Below are 22,356 nucleotides of genomic sequence, written 5' to 3' on the forward strand. Positions count from 1 at the left end.
ATGCCGGTGTTGCGGAGCTTCCCGATGGCGCCGCGGCTGGGAAGGGCCGCTCAGAGCTGCGCGGTGCCGCCGGCCGTGGCGGAGGGGTTCAGGGACTCGAAGTGGAAGGCGCTGATGTAGCAGTCGCGCGGCTGCTGGATCGCGAAGGTGATGCAGTCGATCAACGACTGTGCCGCGAGCGGGTCCTGGGCTCCGCGCGGGGTGGTGTCCCATTCCGGGGACAGTGGGTCACGGCTGCTGTCGAAGTCCGGCGGGAACAGGGAGATGACCCGGACGCCCTGGGGGCGCAGACGGCGCGAGAGCGCTTCGGTGAAGCCCCGCTGGCCGTGCTTGGCCGCGTAGTAGGCCTCGTGTGCCACGGGGTGCTGGGCGCCGGGAACGCCGCAGACGGAGACCATCGTGACCACGTCGGGGTGGTCGGAGGCGAGAAGCAGCGGCAGGAGGTTCTTCGTCACGAGGATGGTGCCGGTGCTGCCCGAGGCGAGCGTGTCGGCCACGTCCTCGTCGGAGACCGAGAGGAGGTCAGGGCCTTCCAGCCATCGGGCACCGTTGTTCACGAGGACGTCGACGCGGTCGGTGCGGCGTCCGACCGCCGCGGCGAACTCGCGGATCGAGGCGGGGTCGGCGAGGTCGCAGGCGAAGGCGTGCACGCGGTCGTGGCCGCGGTCGCGAATCTCGCCACAAGTGCGTTCGGCCGCTTCCAGGCTGCGTGCGGCGAGGAGGAGTTCGGCGCCGAGGCCGGCGAAGTGGTGGGCGAGCGCGCGGCCGAAGTCACGGCCCGCCCCGGTGATGACCACGCGGCGGTCGGTGAGGTTCATGCTGTTCCTTTGATCGGGTGAGCGGCCGTGTGCGGCAGCGGTGAGATGGGTTCGGCCTGTCCGGCGGTCGTACGCTGTGGGCCGGGTCGGCGGCGCGAGCATGGGATGCCGGAACGCCGCCCGGTATCACGCGGAATCGCTTCGGCGTTCAGGCGAGGCCCACCCATGCCGGACGCTCGGGTGACCGGTCCCGGAAGGGGCCGCACCACCAGCGGCTCGTGGCGCGCGTGACGATCATCGCGCCCAGGTCTCCGGTGGCTCCGGTGGCTCCGGTCGCGAGGATCATGCGCGTTTCTTCCCGTCGTCAGATGATCAATTAGCCAACACTCTAGAACCTCAATCCTGCTTCAGGTCAAGGAGAGGCCTGCCCACTACCGTGGCGGCACGGTTAGAGCCCGAGTCGCTCCAACTGGCGTACATGCGGCGGGCGCAGCCGGGTACCTCGGCGGGGCGGAATGTTGCTGCCGGTCCAACAGGTCGCGGCCGGGCGGTGGAAATCGCAGGTGGTGTCGGCCGGCCGGGGCGCGGAAGGGACGTGGTCGGGCAGGTGGGCGAAGGCGCGGACCGCCGGCAGAGCTGAAGCGGCAGCCGTCAGGGTTTGACGGCGTGAAGGACGTGCATGCCGCGGGGCCCCGTCTCGTCGTGACGGATGACGAGGCCCGCTGCGCGGCACTGGTCAGCCACCCACGTGGGGGCGAGCCGCAGTTTGGGGTAGCTTCCGGTCGTCAGGTGCCAAGCCCCGTCGCGGCGGGTGTGCAAGAGGTCGTGGACCAGGACCGTGTCCTCGTCCACGTAGTCGAGGAAGCAGGTCAGGATCCGGTCGTCGGTGCCGCGCACCGGGATGAAGCGTTCCGTGCCGAGAAGCTCCCCTGTCAGGTCGCGAAAGCTGACCACGAAGCTCCCGCCCTCGTCCAGTGCTTCGGCGGCGTCCGCGATCAGCGTCCGTACGTCCTTGCGGGAGGGCAGGTGCGGGAGCGTGTCCCCCATGCAGACGATGGCCGAGACCGAGCCCGGCGTGGTGAGGCTGGGCAGAGAGCCGCGAATGTCCGACCGTACGGCGTGGACGGCCTCCGCGGCGCCGACGCGCGTGGCGTGATCGACGAGTTCGCCCAGGAGCGTGGCGCTGGTGTCGACCGCGGTCACCGAAGTGAAGCCCAGGCGGGTCAGCGCCAGGGTCTGCGGGCCCGGGCCGCTGCCGAGGTCGACGGCGGCGGCTTTCCCGCCCGGACGGGGGGCCACTCCCAGCTCACGGAGGAGTCCGGCCTGCGCTTCGGTCACCGTCTCCAAGTCACCGCCGAGCATCCAGGTGTAGTTCGCGGCGAGGAGCTGATCGTAGTGGTCGGCGACAGCGGTCATGAGGGCGCCCTCTCGTTCAACTGCGGCTCGATGCCGTGCTGTTGATCGTATCGCGCGCCGCGATCGGATCACTCGGGGCCTCGCGGAGGCGAGACGGGAGCGGGCCCCGCGGCCGCGCCTTCGTCCACGATCCTGCGGGAGTCCCGGCGGCTGCCCGGAGCTGCTCCGGACGCCCTGGCGGATGAAGGCCTGCCAGGGAGGGAGGGAAACGATGCGCGAGGTGTCCCAGCCGGCGACCGAGGCGATCCGGATGGTGGTGGTACTGCGTGCGCTGGCCGATCCGGTGCGACTGGAGATCGTCCAGCGGCTCGCCGTGACCGGCGAGGAGAGCTGCAACGCCATCGGCGGCGACCTGGACGTTCACCAGACGACGCTCTCCCGCCACTACCGGGTGCCGCGCGAGGCGGGCGTCACCTGGACCACCATCAAGGGCCGGTCCCGGATGGTGCGGCTGCGCCGCGACGACCTGGACGCACCGTTTCCCGGCCTGCTCGACTCCGTACTGAACGGAGCTCGCCACACGCTCGCAGTCACAGGAACCTGACACCCGGCGCAGGCAGTCATCGACCAGGCCGAGATTCCGACACCTGACCGACCGCCTGCCCCTGGCCCTGGCGACGTTCGCCGTCGGCACCGACGGCTATGTCATCGCGGGCCTGCTCCCTGCCATCGCGGCCGACCTGGGGGTCTCCACCCCGGCCGCCGGCCAGCTGGTGACGGTCTTCGCCCTGACGCTGGCGCTGTCGGCGCCGGTCATGGGGGCCCTCACCAGCAGCCTGGACCGGCGGTCGGCGTTGCTGATCGCGTTGGCCGTCTTCGTGATCGGCAACGCCGTCACCGCGCTGGGGACCACATACGAGGTGGTGATGGCCGCCCGCGTCGTCACCGCCGTGGGAGCGGGCATCATCACCGCCGCCGCCTCCAGCACCGCGGCGGCCATCGCACCGCCGGAACGCCGAGGCCGGGCACTGGCCTTCGTGCTGGGCGGCCTCACGTCGGCGACCGCGCTCGGACTACCGCTCGGCACACTGATCGGCCGTGCCGACTGGCACGTCACCCTCTGGGCCGTCGCCGGAATCGGCCTGCTGGCAGCCATCGGGATCGCCGTCGGCTTGCCCAGGGTGACGCTTCCCGCCGCCTCGCTGCCCGACCGTCTGCGCCCCCTCAGGCAAGGCCACGTACTGGCCCTGCTGGCGGTCACCTCACTGGCCTTCCTCGGCACCTACACTCTCTACACCTACATCGTCCCGGCCCTGTGGGACGCCACCGGCGGCAACGAGTCGCTGCTGACCCTTGTCCTGCTGGCCTGGGGTGTCGGCACCCTGGCCGGGAACGTCACCGCCGGACGCCTGGTCGACCGCCACGATTCCGCCCGCGTCCTCACCGGCGCCCTCGCCCTCGCGACGCTCGCCCTGGCGCTGAGCCCACTGGCGACCCGCGCCCTCGCGCCCACTCTGATCTGGGCGGCGGTCTGGGGTGTGACCATCGGCGTCATCGTCGTCCCGCAGCAGCACCGGCTCATCGCCCTCGGCCCCGCCGCCGCACCCGTCTTGCTCGGTCTCAACTCCTCCGCGCTCTACGTCGGGGTCGCCCTCGGCGGCGGACTGGGCGGGCTGGCGCAGGAATGGTTCGGGCTCGCCCCGGCCGAACTGGGGCTGATCGCCGCCGGCGTCACCGCCCTGACCCTCCTGCGGCACCTGCGAACCACACGTCACCCCGCGGCACCCGCACCCGTGGTTCCGGCGCCGGCCTCGGCCCGCCCGGAGGAGTCCAGGGCGTGACACGCCCCGCGCCACCATGTGCCCCGGTTCGCTTCGTCGCGCACGCCTCCGACCCCGGTGTCCGGGCCGGGCTCACGACTCGTCGGTCACGGTGTCGCCGGAGGACGGGACCGCCCTCCTCCTGCGGTACACCACCACCCCGCACACCCCGAGGACGAGGGCGGCCACCGCGGACACCCCAAGGGCCGTCTGCTCGGCGAAGAGCCTTCCCAGTACTTCGAGCATGCCGAGGCCCGCGGTCGCGTAGATCAGTGCCCAGGCCGCTCCGCCCACGAACAGGGCGGGGAGGTAGCGCGGCAACGGCATGCGCATGCTGCCCGCGAGGAAGTTGGCGGCGGTCTGGAAACCGACGGTCAGGAAGGAGACGGCCACCACCGGCGCGCCCCACCGCTGAATCGCCTGCTCGGCGCGCTGGAACTTCGCCGACGAGATCCGCTCGGCGTACCTGCTGCGCCGGGCACCGGCGCCGGCGAGCCACCCGACGGCGAACGTCCCTCCGGCGCGAAGCAGGATGATGACGTACAGGGCTCCGGCCGTGAGCGCGATCTTATCCACGACGCCTCGTCCCGGGCGCCGGGCCGGAACCCGTGTCCCTCGTCACTCGCATGGGCATTCCCGCCCCGCCGGGCGCACGACGCGCACAAGCTCGGTCACTGTCTCTCACCTGCGCCCTGCCTCTGCCCGTTCCGTCTTCTGGGTTCCCACCTGCGGCACCGGAACCCGAACCCGCACGCCAAGGTCCGCACGCCAGGCAAGGCCAGCCTAACCGAACGTGCCTACGGCGGATACAGGGTGGTCGTCTGCGCGATCACCGCTTGGTGATCGACGCGATGGCGTGCCAATACCGCACCGGGGCGCCCACTCGACGTCACCGAGACCTGGAGGTCGGAGTTCCTCGCCGTCGCCTCGATGGTGGTCCTCACCGTCTACCTGAGGCAGCGAGGCTCACCGGAGTCGAAGCCGGTGGGAGCGGCGCACACGTCGACCGGAGTGGAGGGATGACGAGGGGCGATGCCCGCTTCGTCGGCGTACGTCCGGCCGTGCTCGCAGCGGTGGGAGACGGGACCGACGCCGACGGTGCCGCCGCGCTCCCTGGTGCGGGCCCGACCTCGTCGGCGTCGGCGTCGGTGACGGGTCATGGCCAGGCGGTGCGCAGCCGGTCCTGGTGCTCGGCGAGCCAGGTGGTGAAGGACTGGAGGGCCGGGTTGAGTTCGCGTACGGCGTCGATGTCACGGGCCGTGACGAAGTGGTCCTCGCAGTCGGCGTAGTACTGGAACATGTTCCCCGCCTCGTCGGCGCCGGGAAATCCCTGGGCGCGGAACTCGTCCGGTGTCAGCGGCCTGTACCGGACCCGGTCCCCGAGGCTCTCCTCGATCGCGGCTGCCATGTCGGCGACCTTGAGGTGTTCTCCGGCGATGCTCAGCGTGGCGGCGATGAAGTCGGTGCCGCGGCGGAAGACGGCCAGCGCGGTCCTGCCGATGTCCGCGACGGCGATGCCCGACAACCGGTGGTCACCCATCGGGTAGATCAGCTGGAGTGCCCCGTCCTCGCCGCGCTGCGGAGCGAAGTCGCTGAGCAGGTTCTCCCAGTAGAAGGTGGTGCGCAGGAAGGTCGTCGGTACGCCTTCGTCGATGAAATACCGGTCGGCCTCCGCCTTGCCGTCGAAGTGCGGCACCTTGTAGTGCTCCTGCAGCGTGGGCATCCGGTCGTCGTCCAGCGGGACGCACGCGCGCGTGTCCTCCAGCGTGGACCAGATCGCGTGCTGGACGCCGGCGTGGGAAGCGGCCCGGGCGAGAGCCAGGGCCTGGACCTTCTCCCGCTCGGCGGACATGTGCTCCCAGAAGTTCGTCACGAAGAAAGCGCCGTACGCGTGCGCGAAGGCAGGAGCGAGACTGGGCGGATCGTCCATGTCGGCCCGGACGATGTCCGTGACCCCGAGGCGCTTCAGTTCCTGGGCGGGCTCCCCGTCGGGGTGGCGGGTGACGGCCCGGACCGCGAACTCTTCCTTCTGATCGGCCAGGATGGCCCGCACAAGACCGCCGCCCTGCCTGCCGGTCGCCCCGATCACCGTGATGATCTTCTTCTCGGTCATGAATCGACTCGCCTCGCAGCTTCGCGGCTTTGCAGCCCTGCAGCCTGCCGGTGCGGCGGACCTTAGTCCTTCTCCTGATCAGCTCCTGCCCGGGGCGTCGGCCGGTATGCGCCGCAGCGACTGCGTACGTGCCCCGGCCGAGGACTTCTCACGTTCGCCGGATCACTCCCCGTCGCGTGCGATGCCGAGCGCGAGCGCCTGCAGGATCGCGTCGGTGGACATGTCGGGATCGGTCCGGTCGTACGCACCGGCGAGTGTCTCGAAGGCCAGAACGAAGCCGTTGATCAGCGCGCTCAGCGGATCGGCGAGTTGGTCGAGCATGGCCGCCCCGACCTCCGCCGGATCGTCGGTGTCCGGCACGACGAACCGCGTCGGGATGACCTCCCCGAGCAGGTCGGAGACGTAATCCGCTCCGACACCACCGCGCAAAGCCGTGAGCGCCGCGATGGCCTTGAGCTGAATGTCGTTCTCGGTCATGTGCCGAGCGTAGGAGGAAGCGGCTCCGGACGGGCGAGCAGCGCCACCTCCCGATGCCGACGCTGTTCCGCATCAACCGCTCCTGGCCGGGCAGGCGCACTACGGAGCCGGCGGATTCGTCCTCCGGCCTCCACCACCGCGTACGAGTCGAGGAGTCACGATGCCTCGCGGTAGTCCGAACTCAACCACCGACAGCACCACCACGACCGCGGGGACCGGGTCCGCGAGAACGGGCCCGGCCACGGTCCTCGACACGGCGTCCGCCGGGTGGCTGAGAGCCGTGGGACGCATCGAGCAGCTCACGCCCGCGGATCCCGCGGTCCACGCGCTCCAGCGGGCCGTCGGAGCCCTTCCGCTGCGCGGAGCACGCGACCTGCTGAGGGGCAGGCCCCTGGGGCATCCGCTGCATCCCGTACTGGTGCAGGTCCCGGTCGGCTGTTTCCTCTCGGCAGGCGTGCTGGACATCGTTCCCGGGGGACAGCCGGCCGCCACGACACTCATGGCCGTGGGCTTGGCCGGCGCGGCCCCCGCGGCCCTTGCCGGCTGGGTCGACTGGGCGGACCTGCCCCCGCAACAGGCCCGGGTGGGCTTGGCGCACGCGGTGTCGAACGTCGCCATGATCGCCTGCTACGTGACGTCGCTGAGAGCGAGAACGCGGGGCCATCCGGTCAAGGGCCGCGTGTGGTCCTTCGCCGGGCTGACGGCGCTCGCCGTGAGCGGCGCGCTGGGCGGACACGTGGCCTACCGGCGAACCGTCGCCGACCAGGCCGCGCCGCCTGCCGGGCCGCAGGCCGTGCCGCCGGCCACGCCCGACACCCCGCGGTAGGCCGGGCCACGCCCCGATCGGCCCCGCCCCGGGCTACTACGACAACTTCACCTGCCACTCCTGGACCAGGCGATCCGCTCCCGTTCAGGAGATACTGCTCGTGCCGCCCTCCGCCGAGCTCCGCACGGAGCGTCCTCCGGCCGGGGACGGCTTGTGAGTACGGGAGGCGACATGCTGATCGGGCACAACGTGGAGGACGGCGTCCTGCACCTGGCGATCCTTCGCGACCTTGACATCTCCAGCCGGGCCGCGGCCACCCTGGAGATCGAGATGGCCCTGTTCGCCCACCGCCCGTACGGTCGGGTGAGGATTCAGCTGCCCACCGCCGACCCCTCACCGGCGTCCCTCAGCGTCCTCGCCCGCGCCCGTCGGCTGTGCGGCCTCCGGGGCATCCCGCTGGTCGTCGTCGGCCCACCGGATCAGGGCAGTCGCGGCGCGGACCGCCGCGTCACCCTGCGGGAGACGTAGGCGGGGTCGCGCGGGCGGGGTTACGGGCGGTCGGCGTCGTCCCTCCGGTCGCACAAGATCAAGGGTGAGCACCATGGGAAGAATGAAAGCGGCATACACGCGGATCCGGGGGCTCAAGAAGGAGTCCGACGGCATCGCGCTGCGGAATCCGGCTCTCCAGGCGGAAGGCCGTCGTCTGCAGGAACAGAGCGATGCCGGAGCGACGAGCGCGCGTCACAAGAAGCGGAAGGAAAAGGACCGCTGACCGAGGCCGGCCTCGGCCCGCCCGCCACCTGAGCGCGGCGGCGTCGCCCCGGCGCTCGGGTGGAAGGAGTTCACTCATGACTGCACGGCCCCTCACCGACGTCGGCCCCACAAGCGATCTGTCGGAGGTCTTCGGGCTCGCCCAGCAGTTGCGGGCCGATTCCGTGCGCGCCAGCACCGCGGCGGGGTCCGGGCATCCCACATCCAGCCTGTCGGCCGCCGACCTCATGGCCGTCCTCATGACCCGCCACCTCCGCTACGCGTGGGACGCCCCCGACGACCCGGCCGCCGACCACCTGATCTTTTCCAAGGGGCACGCGTCGCCGCTCCTGTACGCGATGTTCAAGGCCGCGGGCGCGATCGGCGACGACGAGCTGATGACGACGTACCGCCGCTTCGGGCACCGTCTGCAAGGCCACCCCACCCCCGTCCTGCCGTGGGTGGACGTGGCGACCGGATCCCTCGGCCAGGGTGTCGGCTACGGCGTCGGCATCGCGCTGGCCGGCCGGGATCTGGAGAGGCTGCCCTACCGGGTGTGGGTGCTGTGCGGCGACAGCGAGACGGCCGAGGGGTCCGTGTGGGAGGCCCTCGGCAAGGCGGGCCACCGCCGGCTGGCCAACTTCACCGCCCTGATCGATGTGAACCGTCTCGGACAGAGCGGGCCGACCGAGCTGGAGTGGGACACCGATGCCTACGCCCGCCGTGCCGAGGCCTTCGGATGCCGGGCGATCGTGATCGACGGCCACGACCTCGAAGCGATCGACAGGGCCATGACCACCGCCGCCGACGGGGAGGCACCCACCGTCATCGTCGCCAGGACCGTCAAGGGCCGCGGTGTGCCGGAGGTGGCCGACCGGGAGGGCTGGCACGGCAAACCGCTGCCCGCGGACGTCGCCGAGCGCGCGGTCGCCGAACTGTCCGGCGGCCACGAACTCAGAGCACGCGGACCGAGGCCGCCCACGGTCCCGTCCGACCGCACGCTCCCGGCCGCGGCCGGGACCGTGGAACTGCCGCGCTTCGACGTGGGGGACGACGTGGCCACCAGGGTCGCCTTCGGCCGAGCGCTGGCGGCCCTCGGCGCCCGCCCCGACGTCGTCGCCCTGGACGCCGAGGTCGGCAACTCGACCCACGCCGAGGACTTCGGCAAGGCCCACCCCGAGCGGTACTTCCAGACGTACATCGCCGAGCAGCAGATGATCGCGGACGCGGTCGGCATGGCCGTACGCGGGTTCCGCCCGTACGCCACCACGTTCGCCGCCTTCCTCACCCGCGCCCACGACTTCATCCGCATGGCCGCCGTCTCGCAGGTCACCCTCGCCCTGTGCGGGACCCACAGCGGTGTCGAGATCGGCGCGGACGGTCCGTCCCAGATGGGCGTCGAAGACCTCGCCATGATGCGGGCGGTGCTCGGCTCCACCGTCCTGTACCCCAGCGACGCCACGTCCGCGGCAGCGCTGACGGCAGCGATGGCCGACGTGGACGGCATCTCGTACCTGCGTGCCACCCGCGGGGCCTACCCGGTGCTCTACGCCGACGGCGAGACCTTCCCTGTAGGAGGGTCCAAGACCCTCCGCCACGGGGAGGACGACCAGGTCACGCTCATCGGAGCCGGTGTCACCCTCCATGAGTGCCTCGCCGCCGCCGATCAGCTGGCCGACGAGGGCGTCCGGGCCCGGGTCGTCGACCTGTACTCCATCAAGCCGATCGATGCCGACACCCTCACGCGGGCCGCCCGGGAGACCGGCGCTCTCGTCGTCGCCGAGGACCACCACCCCGAAGGCGGCATCGGTGAGGCCGTCCTCTCCGCCCTCGCCGCGGCAGGCGACCACCCCGCCTTCGCGCACCTCGCCGTCACCGGACTGCCGGGCTCCGGCGAAACCGACGAGCTCCTCGACGCGGCAGGCATTTCCCGCGCCCACGTCGTCCGGGCCGCGCGCACACTTGTCGCAGCCCGGGAGTGAACAAGCCCGGGAGTGAACAAGCCCGGGAGTGAACAAGCCCGGGAGTGAACAAGCCCGGGAGTGAACAAGCCCGAGAGTGAACAAGCCCGAGAGTCCCGCCCCCGTTCTCGGAACCGTGTCAAACCCGTAGAAGTGGGAATCTTTCCTTCAGGACGCTCGACCGACGGACCGCCGCCGCTCCCCTCGCGACCGCGGCGGCAGGCCCACCGCCACCGTCGAAGGAGCTCTCATGTCGACCGTCAGAGCCCCCTCCGTCACCTCGCGCTCCGCCGCCCCGGCCCCATCCGTGGTGGCGCCAGACGATGCGGAGGCCTCGACGCGACGCGCCGCGCTCGACGGGCTTCCCGCGCCCGTACACCCCACTGCCGTATCCACGGACGACGCCCGTTCCCTGTCCGTCTCGCTCTTCGCGCGACTGCGGGAGCTGGACGAGGGAACCCCGGAGTACTCCTACGTCCGCAACACCCTGGTGGAGCTCAACCTCAGCCTCGTCAAATTCGCCGCCCGCCGGTTCAGGAACCGCGCCGAGCCGATGGAGGACATCGTCCAGGTCGGCACGATCGGCCTCATCAAGGCGATCAACCGCTTCGACCCCGGCCGGGGCGTCGACTTCTCCTCCTTCGCCCTCCCCACGATCACCGGCGAGATGAAGCGCTTCTTCCGCGACACCAGCTGGGCCCTCCACGTCCCACGACGCCTCCAGGAGCTGCGGATGGACCTGGCGAAGGCCGCCGACACCCTGGAGCAGCGCCTCGGCCACCGCCCCGGCCGGGCCGAGATCGCCACGTACCTCCACCTCACGGAGGAGGACGTCACCGAGGGTCAGCTCGCGGCCCACGCCTACGACGCCCGCTCCCTGGACGTACCGGCGAGCGACGAGGACGTCGGCCCCGGGGCGAGCGCCCGGCAGCTCTCGACGACGGAACCCTTCTACGAGCTGATCGAGTCCCTCATGGCGCTCCGCCCGCTCATCGCCGTGCTCGACGCCCGCGACCGGCGCATCCTCGAACTCCGCTTCGGCGAGGAACTCACCCAGGCCGAGATCGGCCGCCGCCTCGGCCTCTCCCAGATGCACGTCTCACGCCTGCTCAGCCGCATCCTCGGCGAACTCAGGAAGGGTCTCCTCCAGGACGGTCCCACGGCGGGCCGGACGGGTGGCTGACCTCCGCCCACACCGCCCGGCACCCTCGTTCGCGGTGGATGCGGCTCCCGATCACGCCTGAGTGGACGAGGCGGGGAGCGTGGCGAGTTCGCCCAGGACGCGAGCCGCCGGCGCGGGGTCGACCAGCCACTTCAGGTGGCTGCCCTCCAGCGTGCGGACGTCGTACGGGTTGTCAGGCGTCAGCTCGTCACCCTCGCGGATCAGGCGGTCCTGGACGGCGAGAGGCAGGCTCGCGTCGTCGGCCAGGCGGATGTAGGTCTTCGGGACGCGGCCCCACGTCGCGGCCTGCGCCCGGTCGGCGGAGCCGCCGGCGTCCAGGTTCTCGTCGGGCTGGAAGGTGTTCAGGAACGTGAGGAACTGCTCGTCGGTGCCGTCGGCGAGGAAGGCAGCCTTGAACGCCGCGAGCGACTCCGGGTTCGCGGTGCGGAAGTTGACGCGGAGCAGGCCGAGGTCGGCGGGGTTGCCGGCCAGCGCCGACGCGAAGGCGGCGGGGTCGACCGTGGCCATCTCCGGCTCGGCGTAGTAGTCGTTGACGTCGAGGTGGATCGGGCACCAGGCGGATACGTACACGATGCGGTCGATCAGGTCCGGGCGCGCGTTGGCCGCGGCCGTGACCGTGATGCCGCCCCGGCTGTGGGCGACGAGGATCACGGGACCGTTCCGCTTCGCCCGTTCGAGGATCCCGATCAGGTGCGCGACGTTGTCGGCGAGCGTGACGCCCTTGATCGAGCCGGGCGCCTCGGCGAGCCCGCCGGGGTCCTGCGGTGACTGATAGGCGCGGGTGAACGTCGCCTGGAACCCGTGCCCGGGCAGGTCGACGGCGATCGAACGGTGCCCGAGGAGCCCGAGTTCGGCCTGAAGGGGAGCGAAGGAGAAGGAGTTCGCGAAGGCTCCGTGAACCAGTACGAAAGTCGGCTGCATCTGTGTACTCACTTTCCGGCCGCCGTTGTTCGGCGTGGCCATGGGGCCCCGGCGCGGCGAGCGCACGAGGCAGGGGCTTGCAGGCGGTCCTGCGTGATCAATCCGCGTCCAGCTCACCGCGGGTACTGACGTGGCCGTGGTCGGGGGTCCAGCCGTCGGCGACGACGTGGTCCACCGGGCTCATCGGCGCGCAGCCTCGTCCGAGTCGAGGAGCAGCTTCGCGGCCACCGCCGCCCCGTCGGTGCGGATCGTGCCGGCGACGGCCTTCGCCCGTGCTTCCGTCTCGGGGGCCAGAGCCGTCCTGAGCGCGGCCGACAGGGACTCGAAGGACGGGGTCGGGCCGTCGTGTGCCGCGCCGATGCCCAGCCCGGCCACGCGGGCGGCCCAGTGCGGCTGGTCCACGAACTGGGGTACCACCACCTGGGGCGCACCGGCCCGGGCGGCGGTGGTCGTCGTGCCCGCGCCGCCGTGGTGGACGACGGCCGCGACCCGGCGGAACAGTGACTGGTGGTTGACGTCGCCGACGGCGAAGCAGTCGTCCGAGTCGTCCACCAGGCCCAGGTCCGCCCAGCCACGGGAGACGAGCACGCGGCGGCCCTGCGCGCGGGCCGCCTCGACGGTCGTCCGGGCGATGTCGCTGGCCGTACCCATCGGCATGCTGCCGAAGCCGACGTACACCGGTGGCGTGCCCGCGTCCAGGAACGTTTCCAGATCGCCGGGGAGGGGGCGTTCGTCGGGCAGGATCCACGCGCCGGTCTGTACGACGTCGAGGTTCGTCAGCTGCTCCCACGGGCCCAGGACCGGGTCCACCGCCAGCCACGGCCGTTCGGTGAAGACATGGTCGCGGACGTTGTCCACCGGTGCGAGGCCCAGCGCCGCGCGGTGGGTGTTGAGGGGCTGGAGATACAGGGCGTTGACCTTCTGGGCGTCGAAGTCCCACAGGGCCTGGTTGTCGGTCGTGCCGGGCGGAACCGGCGGGCCGGGGCGCGGCGAAGGCCGGTAGTGCGCGGAGGGCATCTCGAACGGGTGGAAGCCCGCGTACACGTAGCGGATGCCCAGCTTCTCGGCCACCGAGCGGGCACCGGCCGGCATCAGACCGCTCGCCACCAGCACGTCACAGCCCTCGGCCGCCTTGCCGACCGTGTCGAAGTGCGCGGCGACCAGCTCGGCCGCGAACGCGGCCGCGTCCGACGGCGGCGCTCCTGTCCGCAGCGCGCGCACGTCCCGCCCGAACGGCACCAACTCCGCACCGACACCGGCCAGCAGTTCCGCGAACTCCTCGTCCGGCGGCGCGCACACGCGCACCTCCGCGCCGAGACTCCGCAGCTGCGCCGCAAGGCCCGCCAGCGGCGCGATGTCGCCGCGCGATCCGTACGCCATCAACAGCACACGCATGTCGTGATTCTCATTTCTGTTCCGTGGGTGCCGGCCTCGGCAGGCAATGGTGCGGCAGGAGCCGGTCTTCCGAGTCTGCCTCAGACCCCTGGGGCGGTTCTACCGGGCCCAGGGCAGTTCACGGGCGCCCTCGGTGCCGGGTACGGAGGCGACCCCGTCGGCGGGCATCGAGACGTGAGCCGTGGCCTGTTCCGGTGCGTGGATCCGGCGGAGCCGGTCCGGCGGCAGGATGAGGGTCTGGCCGGCCGTGACCTTCTCCGTACGGCCGCGACAGCTCACCTCCAGCGAGCCCGCGGTGACCGTCCAGACCTGCTCACGGCTGATGGAGTGCTCGGGGCCGGTGGCGCCGGCGTCCATCGTGACCGTCCAGGTGCTGAGTTCGGTGCTGCCGCGGCTGGGGGCCGCCAGGCCGGCCATGGTGGCGTTCGGGGAGACGGTGATGTGGTCCGCGGTGGGAGTGATCACGATCGCGGCGGCGCTCTCGTCGTCGTCGGCCGGATCGGCGGCGTCGGAGGCGGCCGCCCATTCGACGAGCTGGACGACGACGCCGTTCGGGTCGGTCAGCTGGAACAACCGCTCGCCCCACGGCTCTTCGCGCAGCGGCATCGTGATGGGGGCGCCCGCCGCGCGCAGCCGGGCTTCCTCCGCCGCGAGGTCGGTGACGGTGAGCGCCAGGATCAGCCCGGCCGCCCGCTGGTCGCGCTGCTCGGGCGGAAGGACGGCGGTGCCGCGGCGGAGCAGGACGACGTCGACGGCGCCGTCCCCGCGCGTCAGGGACACGAAGCCGTCGTCAGCCATGGCCACCGCGTAGCCGAGGTGGCCGCACAGGAACTCGCGGGACGCGTCCACGTCGGCGACGGTCAGGGAGAGGGTGGAAGAGGAGACGTTCATGACGCACCTTCGCAAAATGAGTGAGGGCGGGAGGGAGGGAGATGGATACGGATCACGTCGCGGACACGTCGAGCTGGAACTCGCGCGTGCGCCGGTAGGAGCGGAACCCCAGGCGGTGGTTGACCGCCAGCATGTGGACGTTGTCGTCGGCGTTGTCCGTCTCGATCTCGATGACGCCGGGGTACTCGGCGCGCAGCCGGCGCACCATGGCGGCCTTGACCCACAACCCCAGCCCGTGGCCGCGGTGTTCGGGAACGACCGCCGTGTCGTACTGCTGGACCCGCGGCGCCGCTCCCTGGGGGATCAGGATCTCGGTGTAGCCGGCCATGGTGCCGTCGTCGTGGACCGCGGCGACGGTCAGCAGCGTGTCCCCGCGGTCGGCGACCACCGCCGCCATGGCGCGAACGCGGTCCGCGTCCCACGCCACACTGCCGTAGTCCAGGTCTCCGACGGGCATGTCGTTCATCGCGTTCTTGGCCGCGGCGAAGGCGGCGGCGAGGGTGTCGGGAACCGTTCCGGTCCAGCCGGTCAGCCGGTAGCCGGGGTGCTCGGCATCGGCGATCCGGAGCAGGTCGGACCGGTCCGTCTCGTCGCTCCCTACGAGGCGCAGCAAGAGGTGATCCAAGGTGAGTGCCCGGCGGAAACCCCACCGTTCGCTGAAGGCTTCGCCCGGACCGTCGGCCGCGGCCGTGGCGACCAGGCTGCGCCGGTTCTCGGTGCGGCAGGCTTCCACGACCGCCGACAGCAGGAGGGAGCCGGCTCCCAGGCGGCGGTGTGCGGGGTCGACGTGGAGGTCCAGTTCGGCCAGGTGCTCCTGGCCGGGGGAGGTGAACACCCGCAGGCCGGCGACTCCGGCCGGGGTGCCGTCCGCACCGGTGGCCAGCCAGGTCAGCCGGTGGCTGCCCAGAGCGGGCCGGGTGAGCTGGGCGTGGATCTGTCCGGGGTCGGGGGCCGGTACTCCGGGCAGGTCGTGGGTCATCGAGGCCGCGACGACCTGATGCCACGCGAGGGCGTCGGCTGCCGAAACGGTCTGGATCTGGTGAACGTCCACTGATGAGGACAAAGCGATCACGTTCCTTCAGTCGGTGTGGCGCACGAGCGGCCAGTCGATGTCGACACGGGCCGCCGTGGCGAGGTAGTCGGTGAACACGTTGAGAGCGACATGGGCGACGACCTCGACGATCTGCCCGTCGGACAGCCCGGCGCGCCGGGCCGCGGCCAGCTGCTCGTCCGTCACCGTTCCGCGGTCACGGACCAGCACGGCGGCCAGATCGAGGACAGCGGCGGCCCAGGGGTCGTCGGCCTTGCCCCGGCGGGCGTTGCTGGCCTCGGCCGCACTCAGCCCGGCAGTCCTGGTCCCGCGGAACGTATGCACGGACAGGCAGTAGTCGGACCCGTTCTCCTGCGCCACCAGCAACGCGATGCTCTCGCGCACCTGTGCCGACAGGGTTCCCTCCGCGCTCAGGGCGGTGACGACGCCCACGTACCCCTTCAGTACGGTCGGGCTGTTGGCCATCACCCTGGCCAGGTTGGGGACGACCCCCAGGGCCTGGTGCGTGGCAGTGAACAGAGCTGCGGTCTCACCGGTCGCTGTCTCCGGTTCGACGCTGTGGAGTGCTTGCATGCCGGTAACCATGCCGGTTGATCTTGATACATTCCCGATGCTTCTTCGATGCACGCGCCGGCGACCCCTGGAGTGACGGCATGCGGTTCACGATCCTCGGCCCGGTGGAGGCCGTGGCTCCCGGTTCGGACGCGCCAGGCCTGGCACCCCGCCATCGCGCGGTGCTCGCCTACCTGTTGCTGCATGCCGGGGTCGCGATCAGTACGGATCGCCTGATCGACGCGATGTGGGGGCCGCTGCCGCCGGATTCCGCCCGCGCGCAGATCCAGACCACGATCGCCGCGATCCGACGGATGCTGCGCGCCTCGGAAGCCGACCGGATGCTGGCCACCCGGCCGGCCGGGTACGTGATCACCCCCGAGCCGGGGCAACTCGATCTGGACGAGTTCACCAGCCTGCTCGCCAAGGCACCGGCCGCCTCCGACGACCCGGCCGACACCGCGGACGGGATACGTACCGCGCTGGCGCTGTGGCGGGGAGAGCCACTGGCCGACATCACCGCCCACTACGTCCAGAGCGCCAGAGCACGTCTGAACGGGCAGCTGCTGACCGCCGTCGAGCGGCTGGCCGAGGTGGAACTGGCCCGGGGGCGGCACGACGACCTCATCGACGAACTGTCCGTCCACGCGGCGGCCAACCCCTTGCGGGAACGGCTCTGCTGCCAGCTGATGCTCGCCCTGCACCGCGCCGGACGTCAGACCGACGCGCTGCAAACGGCAAGAACCTTCCGGGCGACCCTGGCCGAAGAGCAGGGGCTGGACCCCGGCCACGCGTTCACCAAGCTCGAAGAGGACATCCTGCGGGACGCCCCCGATCTGCGGCCGCCGGTGGTCACCGCGCCGGCGAAGCCGCAGGGGATCAACTTCCTGCCGTACGACGTCCCGGACTTCACCGGACGCGAAGGCGAGCTCGACGGGCTGATCCGCCTGTGGTCGGGCAACAGCGGCGGCGTCGTGACGATTTCGGCGATCGACGGGATGGCCGGGGTCGGCAAGACGACGCTCGCCGTCCACGCGGGGCACCGGCTCGCCGAGCAGTTCCCGGACGGACAGCTCTTCGTCGACCTGCAGGCGCACACCGCCGGCCAGGCGCCGCTCGACGCCGGCGCCGCGCTCGAGGTCCTCCTGGGCCAACTCGGCGTGCCCGCCCAGCAGATACCCGCGTCGGTCGCCGATCGCGCCGCGCTGTGGCGGTCCGAACTCTCCGGCCGCCGCGTGCTGGCCGTGCTGGACAACGCCCTCGGCGCCGACCAGGTACGCCAGTTGCTGCCCGGAGCCTCCCGCACCCTCGTCCTGATCACCAGCCGCCGACGGCTGACCGACCTGGACGGGGCGCACGCCCTGTCCTTGGACGTGCTGCCCGCCGCGGACGCGGTAGAGTTGTTCACGGCGATCGTCGGCGCACGGGCGGACGCCGAACCCCTGGCCGTCCTCGACGTCCTGCAGTTGTGCGGATTCCTGCCGCTGGCCGTCCGCATCGCCGCCGCCCGCCTGCACCATCGCCCCCGCTGGACCGTCGCCTACCTGGCCGACCGGCTCCGCGACCAGCGCCGGAGACTCGCCGAGCTGGCCACCTCGGAGCGCGGAGTGGCAGCGGCGTTCACGCTGTCCTACGAGCAGCTGACTCCGGATCAGCAGCGCATGTTCCGGCTCCTGGGGCTCCAGCCGGGCCGTGACGTCAGCGCCGAGGCGGCAGCCGCGCTGGCGGACCTCTCGCTCGACGAGGCCGAGACACTCCTGGAAGACCTCCTGGACGCCCACGTCCTGACTCAGCATCAGCTCGGCCGTTACACCTTCCACGACCTGCTGCGCGAACACGCCCTCGCCACCGCGGCCGCCCAGGACCCCCTCGACGCCCGGCGCGAGGCCCTCGGCCGACTGTTCCACCACTATCTCCACACCGCGAGCACGGCCATCGACCACCTCTACCCCCAGGGCAAGAACCGCAGGCCGCGCATCCCCGCACCGGACACCCCGTCCTACCCCCCGCAGGACGAGGCCGAGGCGATCACCTGGCTGGACAGCGAACGCGCGAACCTCATGGCGGTCGGCCAGTACGCGGCCGAGCTCGACTGGCTCCCCCGCACCACCAGCCAACTGGCCGCCACCTTGCACCGCTATCTGCTGGGCCACGCGCACCAGGCCGACGCGCTGGCCCTCCACGGCCTGGCACTGCGCGCCGGCCGCCGGAGCGGCGACACAGCCGCCGAAGCACGTACGCTCCTCGACCTCGGCGAGGTGTACTACTGGTGGCACGGCGCCTACGAGAAAGCGGACGAGCACTACCGGCACGCCCTGGACCTCGCGCGCGGGATCGGCGACCAGGGTGCCGAGGCCCGCGCACTGCAGAACCTCGGCACCTTGTCCACGCGACTGCGTGCGTACGACCAGGCCCACGACCACTGCGCGCGGTCCCTCGTGCTCTTCCGCGAGCTCGGCGACCGCGCCGGCGAAGCCAGATGCCTGACCGACCTCGGCATCCTCCACGAACGCCGAGGTCGGTACGAGGACGCCCACGAGCACCATCGGCAGGCGCTGCACGTGCACCGCGAGACGGGATCCCGCATCGGCGAGACCGTCGTACTGAACAACATCGGGCTGCTGTACCAACGGCAAGGCGCCTACGACGAGGCCCGGCGCCATCACCGCCAGGCCCTGGAGCTGAGCCGCAGGTTCGACTTCCCCGGAGACGAGGCCGAGTCGCTCAACGCCCTTGCGGAAGCCGCCCGGTCCCTGGGCGACCTCGCCCAGGCCGCGGCCGAACACGACAACGCGCTGACCCTCGCCCGCGAGTGCAGCTACCGTCCCGAGCAGGCCCGCGCCCATGACGGCCTGGCGCACGTCCACCGCGACCTCGGCCGCATCGACCTCGCCCACGACCACGCCCGACAGGCCCTCGATCTCTACACCGTCCTCGCCGTGCCCGAGGCCGACGAGATCCGCACCTTTCTCACCGGGCTGCCGCCGATCGCGAACGAGCCGTGATGAGTCACTGCCCGCCGATGCCCTGGTGGTCGGCCTGCTCCGCGATGGCCCGCCGGGCCGGGTCGGTGAACTCCCGCTCGATCGATTCCTGCAGGAGGCGCAGCTCCGTGCGCAGGGCGGAGTGCTGCGGTGGCGGCAGGGTGTCGAGCAGACCGTCGAGCATGGCCCGGAGCCTCCGGCAGATCTGCACGGACGACCCTCCGTAGTCACGGATCTCGCAGACGGCGAGCTGGAGGTAGTCGTCCCAGTCCCGGCCCGGGAGCACGAGCCGGGCGTCCCCACCGCGATCGGCCAGGACGTAACGCCCGGGGAGCCGCGTGCCGCCGACCGTGTGCAGGAACCACTCGATGTAGTTGATGACCTGCACCGCGGTCGTGGGGTCGTTCACCGCGGGGGAGAGAGCCCTGATCGCGATGTCGACGAGGACTCTCAGCGCGAAGGCGGGATCCTGTTCGATCGTGCGCTCGGCCCCGAGGGCCACGGAACCGGTCACCCGCTCAGGGTCGGGTCTGGACGTGCCCCCATGGACCTCCACCAGCACGGTGCCGGGCGGTACGAAGTCCCCGATCAGCCGCGTCACGACGAGGACGCAGTCGTGGCGGCCCGCCTCCGCGACCAGACCGGGCACGTCGAAGGCCTGGATGACGCCGCCGCGCACGGTACGGATGCGCATCACCGGACCGTCCGACGGCACGGTTCCGCCTTCGCGGGGCGCGGCGCCCCGGATCGCCGCGGCGCCCTCGGTGAAGACGGCTTCTCCCAGGTGAGCGACCAACTCCGCGATGGCCACCGGTCGGAGGCGGTGGGTGAACCGGTTGAGGTAGACGAGCAGCAGTACCAGACTGACGGCCACCGCCGCACCGGCCAGGGTGACCCCGAGATCGGGGACCGATGAGGATTCGACACTCCTCAACAGGGAGAAGGCGAACGCGAACGTCCCGGTGAAGGTCGCCAGAACCGCCTTCTGCAGCCGGTCCCGGTACCACAGGCGCATGTACCGGGGGGAGAGCGTTCCCGTGGCCTGCTGTACCACCAGCACGCCGATGGTGACGACGAACCCGAGCAGCGCCACCATCGCGCCCACGATGGCGGTGAGCACGCCGCTCGCGGTCGTGGCGGAGTAGTGCCAGCCGCTCGGCGGCCAGTCCGCGCTGTCGGCGGCGAGGGCCGCCTCGGCAAGAAGCGTGCCGAGGACGAGCCCGAGCATCGGCACGATCCACAGGCTGGCCTTGATGTACTGCCGCCACCTGAACCTGGCCGCCCAGGACGGCCTGACGCCCATGCCACGCCCCCTTCGCGAAGGATCTCCTCCACCTCACGGTAGGGCGATTCCCGGACGCGCGCACAGCGACCCCGCCGTCACCCCGCGTCACGCTCTCGCCAGGACGGAGCGACGTCGTCGGCCTAAGCTGATCGGGTGCAGTCCGGTCCACCGCACCCTCGGCGCGCTGATGCCCCGAACGCGGTCGACCGGGGCTGAAAGGGGCCCGCGATGGAGGACTATCCCCTGATCGAGGACCACGGTCTGATCGGTGATCTGCAGACCGCGGCGCTCGTGACGACCGACGGGACGATCGACTGGTTCTGCTGCCCCCGGTTCGATTCGCCCAGCGTCTTCGGCGCTCTGCTCGACCGGCGCAAGGGCGGCCACTTCACCGTGCGGCCGGTCGCGGACACGTACACGACGAAACAGCTCTACCACCCGGACACGGCTGTTCTGGTCACGCGCTTCATGACGGAGGCCGGGGCGGGCGAGGTCGTCGACTTCATGCCGGTGACCGGGACCACCGCGACGGACCGGCACCGTCTCGTCCGTTTGCTCCGCTGCGTACGCGGCAGCATCACGTTCGAGGGGGAGTTCGCTCCGCGCTTCGACTACGGCCGCAAGCCGCACGAACTGCACGTCACCGAGTACGGCGCCCTGTTCACCTCGGACGACCTGGACTTCGCCGTCCACCCCGTTCGTGAGCCGCAGGACGAGCGCCTGCTGCGCATCCGCCGGGGAGACAACGACGACCTGCAGTTCACCTTGACCCTGCGGGCGGGGCAGCAGCGCGGCCTGGTCATGGAATCGGCCCCCGACGGGCCTCCCCGTGAGATCGGCCTGGAGGAGTTCGAGCGCCTCTTCGACGAGACCGTCGGCTTCTGGCGCTCCTGGCTGGGGCAGTCCACGTACTCAGGCCGGTGGCGGGAGGCGGTGGAACGTTCCGCCGTGACGCTGAAGCTCATGACGTACGCGCCGACCGGCGCCCTGGTCGCCGCACCCACGGCGGGCCTCCCCGAGCAGCTGGGCGGGGAGCGCAACTGGGACTACCGGTTCACCTGGATCCGTGACGCCTCCTTCTCGGTGTACGCCCTGCTGGGCCTGGGATTCAAGGAAGAGGCGTCCGCGTTCATCAACTGGCTGCACGACCGGGTGAAGCAGGAGGCAGGCCAGGAGAACGGCTCGGGACCGCTGAACATCATGTACCGGGTCGACGGCTCCGCCGACCTGGTCGAGGAGACCCTCGACCACTGGGAGGGATACCGCGGCTCCGCCCCGGTCCGCATCGGCAACGGAGCGGCGAGCCAGCTCCAGCTGGACATCTACGGTGAGGCGCTCGACAGCATCTACTTCACGCACCAGCACGGCATGCATCTCGACCACAACGGCTGGAAGGCCCTGCACACCCTGATCGACTGGTTGGCGGACCACTGGGATCAGCCCGACGAAGGGCTCTGGGAGACGCGCGGAGGCCGGAAGGACTTCACCTACGGTCGCGTCATGTCCTGGGTGGCCTTCGACCGCGCCCTGCGGATCGGCCAGGACGACGGCCGTCCCGCGGCCGGCGGACGCTGGGTCGACGCGCGGGACAAGATCTACGCGCAGGTGTTCGACCGTGGCTGGGACCCGCGGAAGCGGGCGTTCGTGCAGCACTACGACGACGACGTGCTCGACTCGTCGCTGCTGCGCATGTCGACGGTCGGCTTCATCACGCCGGGCGACCCCCTGTGGAAGTCCACTCTGGACGCGATGGAGCGTGAACTGGTCAGCGACAGCCTCGTCTACCGCTACAACCCCGAGGCGTCCCCCGACGGACTGCGCGGCTCCGAGGGAACCTTCTCCCTGTGCACGTTCATGTACGTCGACGCCCTGGCCCGGGCCGGACGCACCGACATGGCCAGGCTGGTGCTGGAGAAGATGCTCACGTACGCCAACCACCTGGGGTTGTACTCCGAGGAGATCGATCTGACGGGACGACAGCTGGGCAACTTCCCCCAGGCCTTCACGCATCTGGCACTGATCGATGCCGCGATCACCCTGGACTCGATGCTTCAGGACACGCGGCGCGCCGGACGGTAGGCGGGCCGCGAGCG

21 protein-coding genes and 1 pseudogene are annotated in these 22,356 nt (G+C 71.3%); 10 read left to right on the forward strand and 12 right to left on the reverse strand.

Annotated features, from left to right (window positions below):
- Positions 1 to 50 precede the first annotated feature (50 nt).
- The 3 genes from OG357_RS34985 to OG357_RS34995 form a co-directional block, all read right to left on the reverse strand.
- Positions 51 to 818: an SDR family oxidoreductase gene (locus OG357_RS34985; RefSeq protein WP_329624923.1), complete on the reverse strand. Its 768-nt coding sequence runs from the start codon at positions 816 to 818 to the stop codon at positions 51 to 53.
- Positions 819 to 966: 148 nt separating this feature from the next.
- On the reverse strand, positions 967 to 1,104 hold the full coding sequence (locus OG357_RS34990) for a hypothetical protein (protein ID WP_329624924.1): 138 nt from the start codon (positions 1,102 to 1,104) through the stop codon (positions 967 to 969).
- A gap of 305 nt (positions 1,105 to 1,409) precedes the next feature.
- Positions 1,410 to 2,174 (reverse strand): class I SAM-dependent methyltransferase, encoded by a 765-nt coding sequence (locus OG357_RS34995; protein ID WP_329624925.1) that lies wholly within the window; start codon positions 2,172 to 2,174, stop codon positions 1,410 to 1,412.
- A gap of 211 nt (positions 2,175 to 2,385) precedes the next feature.
- Between OG357_RS34995 and OG357_RS35000 the strand changes: the two genes are divergently transcribed.
- Positions 2,386 to 2,718 (forward strand): ArsR/SmtB family transcription factor, encoded by a 333-nt coding sequence (locus OG357_RS35000; protein ID WP_329624926.1) that lies wholly within the window; start codon positions 2,386 to 2,388, stop codon positions 2,716 to 2,718.
- Positions 2,719 to 2,785: 67 nt separating this feature from the next.
- Complete coding sequence (locus tag OG357_RS35005; protein ID WP_329625791.1) at positions 2,786 to 3,955, forward strand: MFS transporter; 1,170 nt, start codon at positions 2,786 to 2,788, stop codon at positions 3,953 to 3,955.
- 72 nt (positions 3,956 to 4,027) lie between these two features.
- On the opposite strand, the gene OG357_RS35010 is transcribed toward OG357_RS35005, so the two are convergent.
- Complete coding sequence (locus OG357_RS35010) at positions 4,028 to 4,510, reverse strand: DedA family protein (RefSeq protein ID WP_329624927.1); 483 nt, start codon at positions 4,508 to 4,510, stop codon at positions 4,028 to 4,030.
- A gap of 318 nt (positions 4,511 to 4,828) precedes the next feature.
- Here OG357_RS35010 and OG357_RS35015 point away from each other — a divergent pair.
- Positions 4,829 to 4,957, forward strand: a pseudogene (locus OG357_RS35015) (DUF6766 family protein); the annotation flags it as partial.
- Positions 4,958 to 5,090: 133 nt separating this feature from the next.
- On the opposite strand, the gene OG357_RS35020 reads toward OG357_RS35015, so the two are convergent.
- Positions 5,091 to 6,047 carry an NmrA/HSCARG family protein gene (locus OG357_RS35020; RefSeq protein ID WP_329624928.1) on the reverse strand — a complete coding sequence of 319 codons (957 nt, stop codon included), beginning with the start codon at positions 6,045 to 6,047 and terminating at the stop codon, positions 5,091 to 5,093.
- A 162-nt stretch (positions 6,048 to 6,209) separates the two neighbouring features.
- On the reverse strand, positions 6,210 to 6,524 hold the full coding sequence (locus OG357_RS35025; protein ID WP_329624929.1) for a hypothetical protein: 315 nt from the start codon (positions 6,522 to 6,524) through the stop codon (positions 6,210 to 6,212).
- Between the two features lie 160 nt (positions 6,525 to 6,684).
- Between OG357_RS35025 and OG357_RS35030 the strand changes: the two genes are divergently transcribed.
- From OG357_RS35030 to OG357_RS35050, 5 genes are all read left to right on the forward strand, one after another.
- Entirely contained in the window at positions 6,685 to 7,350 is a 666-nt protein-coding gene (locus OG357_RS35030) for a DUF2231 domain-containing protein (protein ID WP_329624930.1), read from the forward strand.
- A gap of 171 nt (positions 7,351 to 7,521) precedes the next feature.
- A complete protein-coding gene (locus OG357_RS35035) occupies positions 7,522 to 7,818 on the forward strand; it encodes a hypothetical protein (protein ID WP_329624931.1) in 297 nt (98 codons plus the stop codon).
- Between the two features lie 82 nt (positions 7,819 to 7,900).
- Positions 7,901 to 8,062, forward strand: a complete 162-nt coding sequence (locus tag OG357_RS35040; RefSeq protein ID WP_329624932.1) for a hypothetical protein — start codon at positions 7,901 to 7,903, stop codon at positions 8,060 to 8,062.
- Positions 8,063 to 8,138: 76 nt separating this feature from the next.
- Positions 8,139 to 10,022, forward strand: a complete 1,884-nt coding sequence (locus tag OG357_RS35045; protein WP_329624933.1) for a transketolase — start codon at positions 8,139 to 8,141, stop codon at positions 10,020 to 10,022.
- A gap of 229 nt (positions 10,023 to 10,251) precedes the next feature.
- The gene (locus tag OG357_RS35050) at positions 10,252 to 11,184 is read left to right on the forward strand and encodes a SigB/SigF/SigG family RNA polymerase sigma factor (protein ID WP_329624934.1); all 933 of its coding nucleotides are present in this window, start codon (positions 10,252 to 10,254) and stop codon (positions 11,182 to 11,184) included.
- Between the two features lie 51 nt (positions 11,185 to 11,235).
- Here OG357_RS35050 and OG357_RS35055 read toward each other — a convergent pair whose 3' ends face one another.
- The 5 genes from OG357_RS35055 to OG357_RS35075 all read right to left on the reverse strand — a co-directional run bounded on the left by OG357_RS35055 (position 11,236) and on the right by OG357_RS35075 (position 16,015).
- Complete coding sequence (locus OG357_RS35055; protein ID WP_329624935.1) at positions 11,236 to 12,105, reverse strand: alpha/beta fold hydrolase; 870 nt, start codon at positions 12,103 to 12,105, stop codon at positions 11,236 to 11,238.
- A 180-nt stretch (positions 12,106 to 12,285) separates the two neighbouring features.
- Positions 12,286 to 13,500 (reverse strand): glycosyltransferase, encoded by a 1,215-nt coding sequence (locus OG357_RS35060; protein ID WP_329624936.1) that lies wholly within the window; start codon positions 13,498 to 13,500, stop codon positions 12,286 to 12,288.
- 99 nt (positions 13,501 to 13,599) lie between these two features.
- On the reverse strand, positions 13,600 to 14,391 hold the full coding sequence (locus OG357_RS35065; protein WP_329624937.1) for a VOC family protein: 792 nt from the start codon (positions 14,389 to 14,391) through the stop codon (positions 13,600 to 13,602).
- A 52-nt stretch (positions 14,392 to 14,443) separates the two neighbouring features.
- Positions 14,444 to 15,454 carry a GNAT family N-acetyltransferase gene (locus tag OG357_RS35070; protein ID WP_329624938.1) on the reverse strand — a complete coding sequence of 337 codons (1,011 nt, stop codon included), beginning with the start codon at positions 15,452 to 15,454 and terminating at the stop codon, positions 14,444 to 14,446.
- A gap of 15 nt (positions 15,455 to 15,469) precedes the next feature.
- The gene (locus tag OG357_RS35075) at positions 15,470 to 16,015 is read right to left on the reverse strand and encodes a carboxymuconolactone decarboxylase family protein (RefSeq protein ID WP_329624939.1); all 546 of its coding nucleotides are present in this window, start codon (positions 16,013 to 16,015) and stop codon (positions 15,470 to 15,472) included.
- An 80-nt stretch (positions 16,016 to 16,095) separates the two neighbouring features.
- On the opposite strand from OG357_RS35075, the gene OG357_RS35080 reads away from it, so the two are divergent.
- Positions 16,096 to 18,999, forward strand: a complete 2,904-nt coding sequence (locus tag OG357_RS35080; protein WP_329624940.1) for an AfsR/SARP family transcriptional regulator — start codon at positions 16,096 to 16,098, stop codon at positions 18,997 to 18,999.
- A 4-nt stretch (positions 19,000 to 19,003) separates the two neighbouring features.
- Here OG357_RS35080 and OG357_RS35085 read toward each other — a convergent pair whose 3' ends face one another.
- The gene (locus OG357_RS35085; protein ID WP_329624941.1) at positions 19,004 to 20,281 is read right to left on the reverse strand and encodes a DUF2254 domain-containing protein; all 1,278 of its coding nucleotides are present in this window, start codon (positions 20,279 to 20,281) and stop codon (positions 19,004 to 19,006) included.
- 210 nt (positions 20,282 to 20,491) lie between these two features.
- Here OG357_RS35085 and OG357_RS35090 point away from each other — a divergent pair, with 210 nt between their 5' ends.
- Positions 20,492 to 22,342, forward strand: coding sequence for a glycoside hydrolase family 15 protein (locus OG357_RS35090; RefSeq protein WP_329624942.1), 1,851 nt, complete (start codon positions 20,492 to 20,494; stop codon positions 22,340 to 22,342).
- Positions 22,343 to 22,356 lie beyond the last annotated feature (14 nt).

The organism is Streptomyces sp. NBC_01255, assembly GCF_036226445.1.
In the GTDB taxonomy this organism is placed as follows: domain Bacteria; phylum Actinomycetota; class Actinomycetes; order Streptomycetales; family Streptomycetaceae; genus Streptomyces.

What these genes read in the sequence shown, in the direction of transcription:
- OG357_RS35000 (WP_329624926.1), top strand. Translation starts at nt 2,386, where the DNA reads ATGCGCGAGGTGTCCCAGCCGGCGACCGAGGCGATCCGGATGGTGGTG.
- OG357_RS35025 (WP_329624929.1), bottom strand. Translation starts at nt 6,524, where the DNA reads ATGACCGAGAACGACATTCAGCTCAAGGCCATCGCGGCGCTCACGGCT.
- OG357_RS35080 (WP_329624940.1), top strand. Translation starts at nt 16,096, where the DNA reads ATGCGGTTCACGATCCTCGGCCCGGTGGAGGCCGTGGCTCCCGGTTCG.
- OG357_RS35085 (WP_329624941.1), bottom strand. Translation starts at nt 20,281, where the DNA reads ATGGGCGTCAGGCCGTCCTGGGCGGCCAGGTTCAGGTGGCGGCAGTAC.
- OG357_RS35055 (WP_329624935.1), bottom strand. Translation starts at nt 12,105, where the DNA reads ATGCAGCCGACTTTCGTACTGGTTCACGGAGCCTTCGCGAACTCCTTC.
- OG357_RS34985 (WP_329624923.1), bottom strand. Translation starts at nt 818, where the DNA reads ATGAACCTCACCGACCGCCGCGTGGTCATCACCGGGGCGGGCCGTGAC.
- OG357_RS35060 (WP_329624936.1), bottom strand. Translation starts at nt 13,500, where the DNA reads ATGCGTGTGCTGTTGATGGCGTACGGATCGCGCGGCGACATCGCGCCG.
- OG357_RS34995 (WP_329624925.1), bottom strand. Translation starts at nt 2,174, where the DNA reads ATGACCGCTGTCGCCGACCACTACGATCAGCTCCTCGCCGCGAACTAC.
- OG357_RS35030 (WP_329624930.1), top strand. Translation starts at nt 6,685, where the DNA reads ATGCCTCGCGGTAGTCCGAACTCAACCACCGACAGCACCACCACGACC.
- OG357_RS35020 (WP_329624928.1), bottom strand. Translation starts at nt 6,047, where the DNA reads ATGACCGAGAAGAAGATCATCACGGTGATCGGGGCGACCGGCAGGCAG.
- OG357_RS35075 (WP_329624939.1), bottom strand. Translation starts at nt 16,015, where the DNA reads ATGCAAGCACTCCACAGCGTCGAACCGGAGACAGCGACCGGTGAGACC.
- OG357_RS35040 (WP_329624932.1), top strand. Translation starts at nt 7,901, where the DNA reads ATGAAAGCGGCATACACGCGGATCCGGGGGCTCAAGAAGGAGTCCGAC.
- OG357_RS34990 (WP_329624924.1), bottom strand. Translation starts at nt 1,104, where the DNA reads ATGATCCTCGCGACCGGAGCCACCGGAGCCACCGGAGACCTGGGCGCG.
- OG357_RS35065 (WP_329624937.1), bottom strand. Translation starts at nt 14,391, where the DNA reads ATGAACGTCTCCTCTTCCACCCTCTCCCTGACCGTCGCCGACGTGGAC.
- OG357_RS35050 (WP_329624934.1), top strand. Translation starts at nt 10,252, where the DNA reads ATGTCGACCGTCAGAGCCCCCTCCGTCACCTCGCGCTCCGCCGCCCCG.
- OG357_RS35045 (WP_329624933.1), top strand. Translation starts at nt 8,139, where the DNA reads ATGACTGCACGGCCCCTCACCGACGTCGGCCCCACAAGCGATCTGTCG.
- OG357_RS35035 (WP_329624931.1), top strand. Translation starts at nt 7,522, where the DNA reads ATGCTGATCGGGCACAACGTGGAGGACGGCGTCCTGCACCTGGCGATC.
- OG357_RS35090 (WP_329624942.1), top strand. Translation starts at nt 20,492, where the DNA reads ATGGAGGACTATCCCCTGATCGAGGACCACGGTCTGATCGGTGATCTG.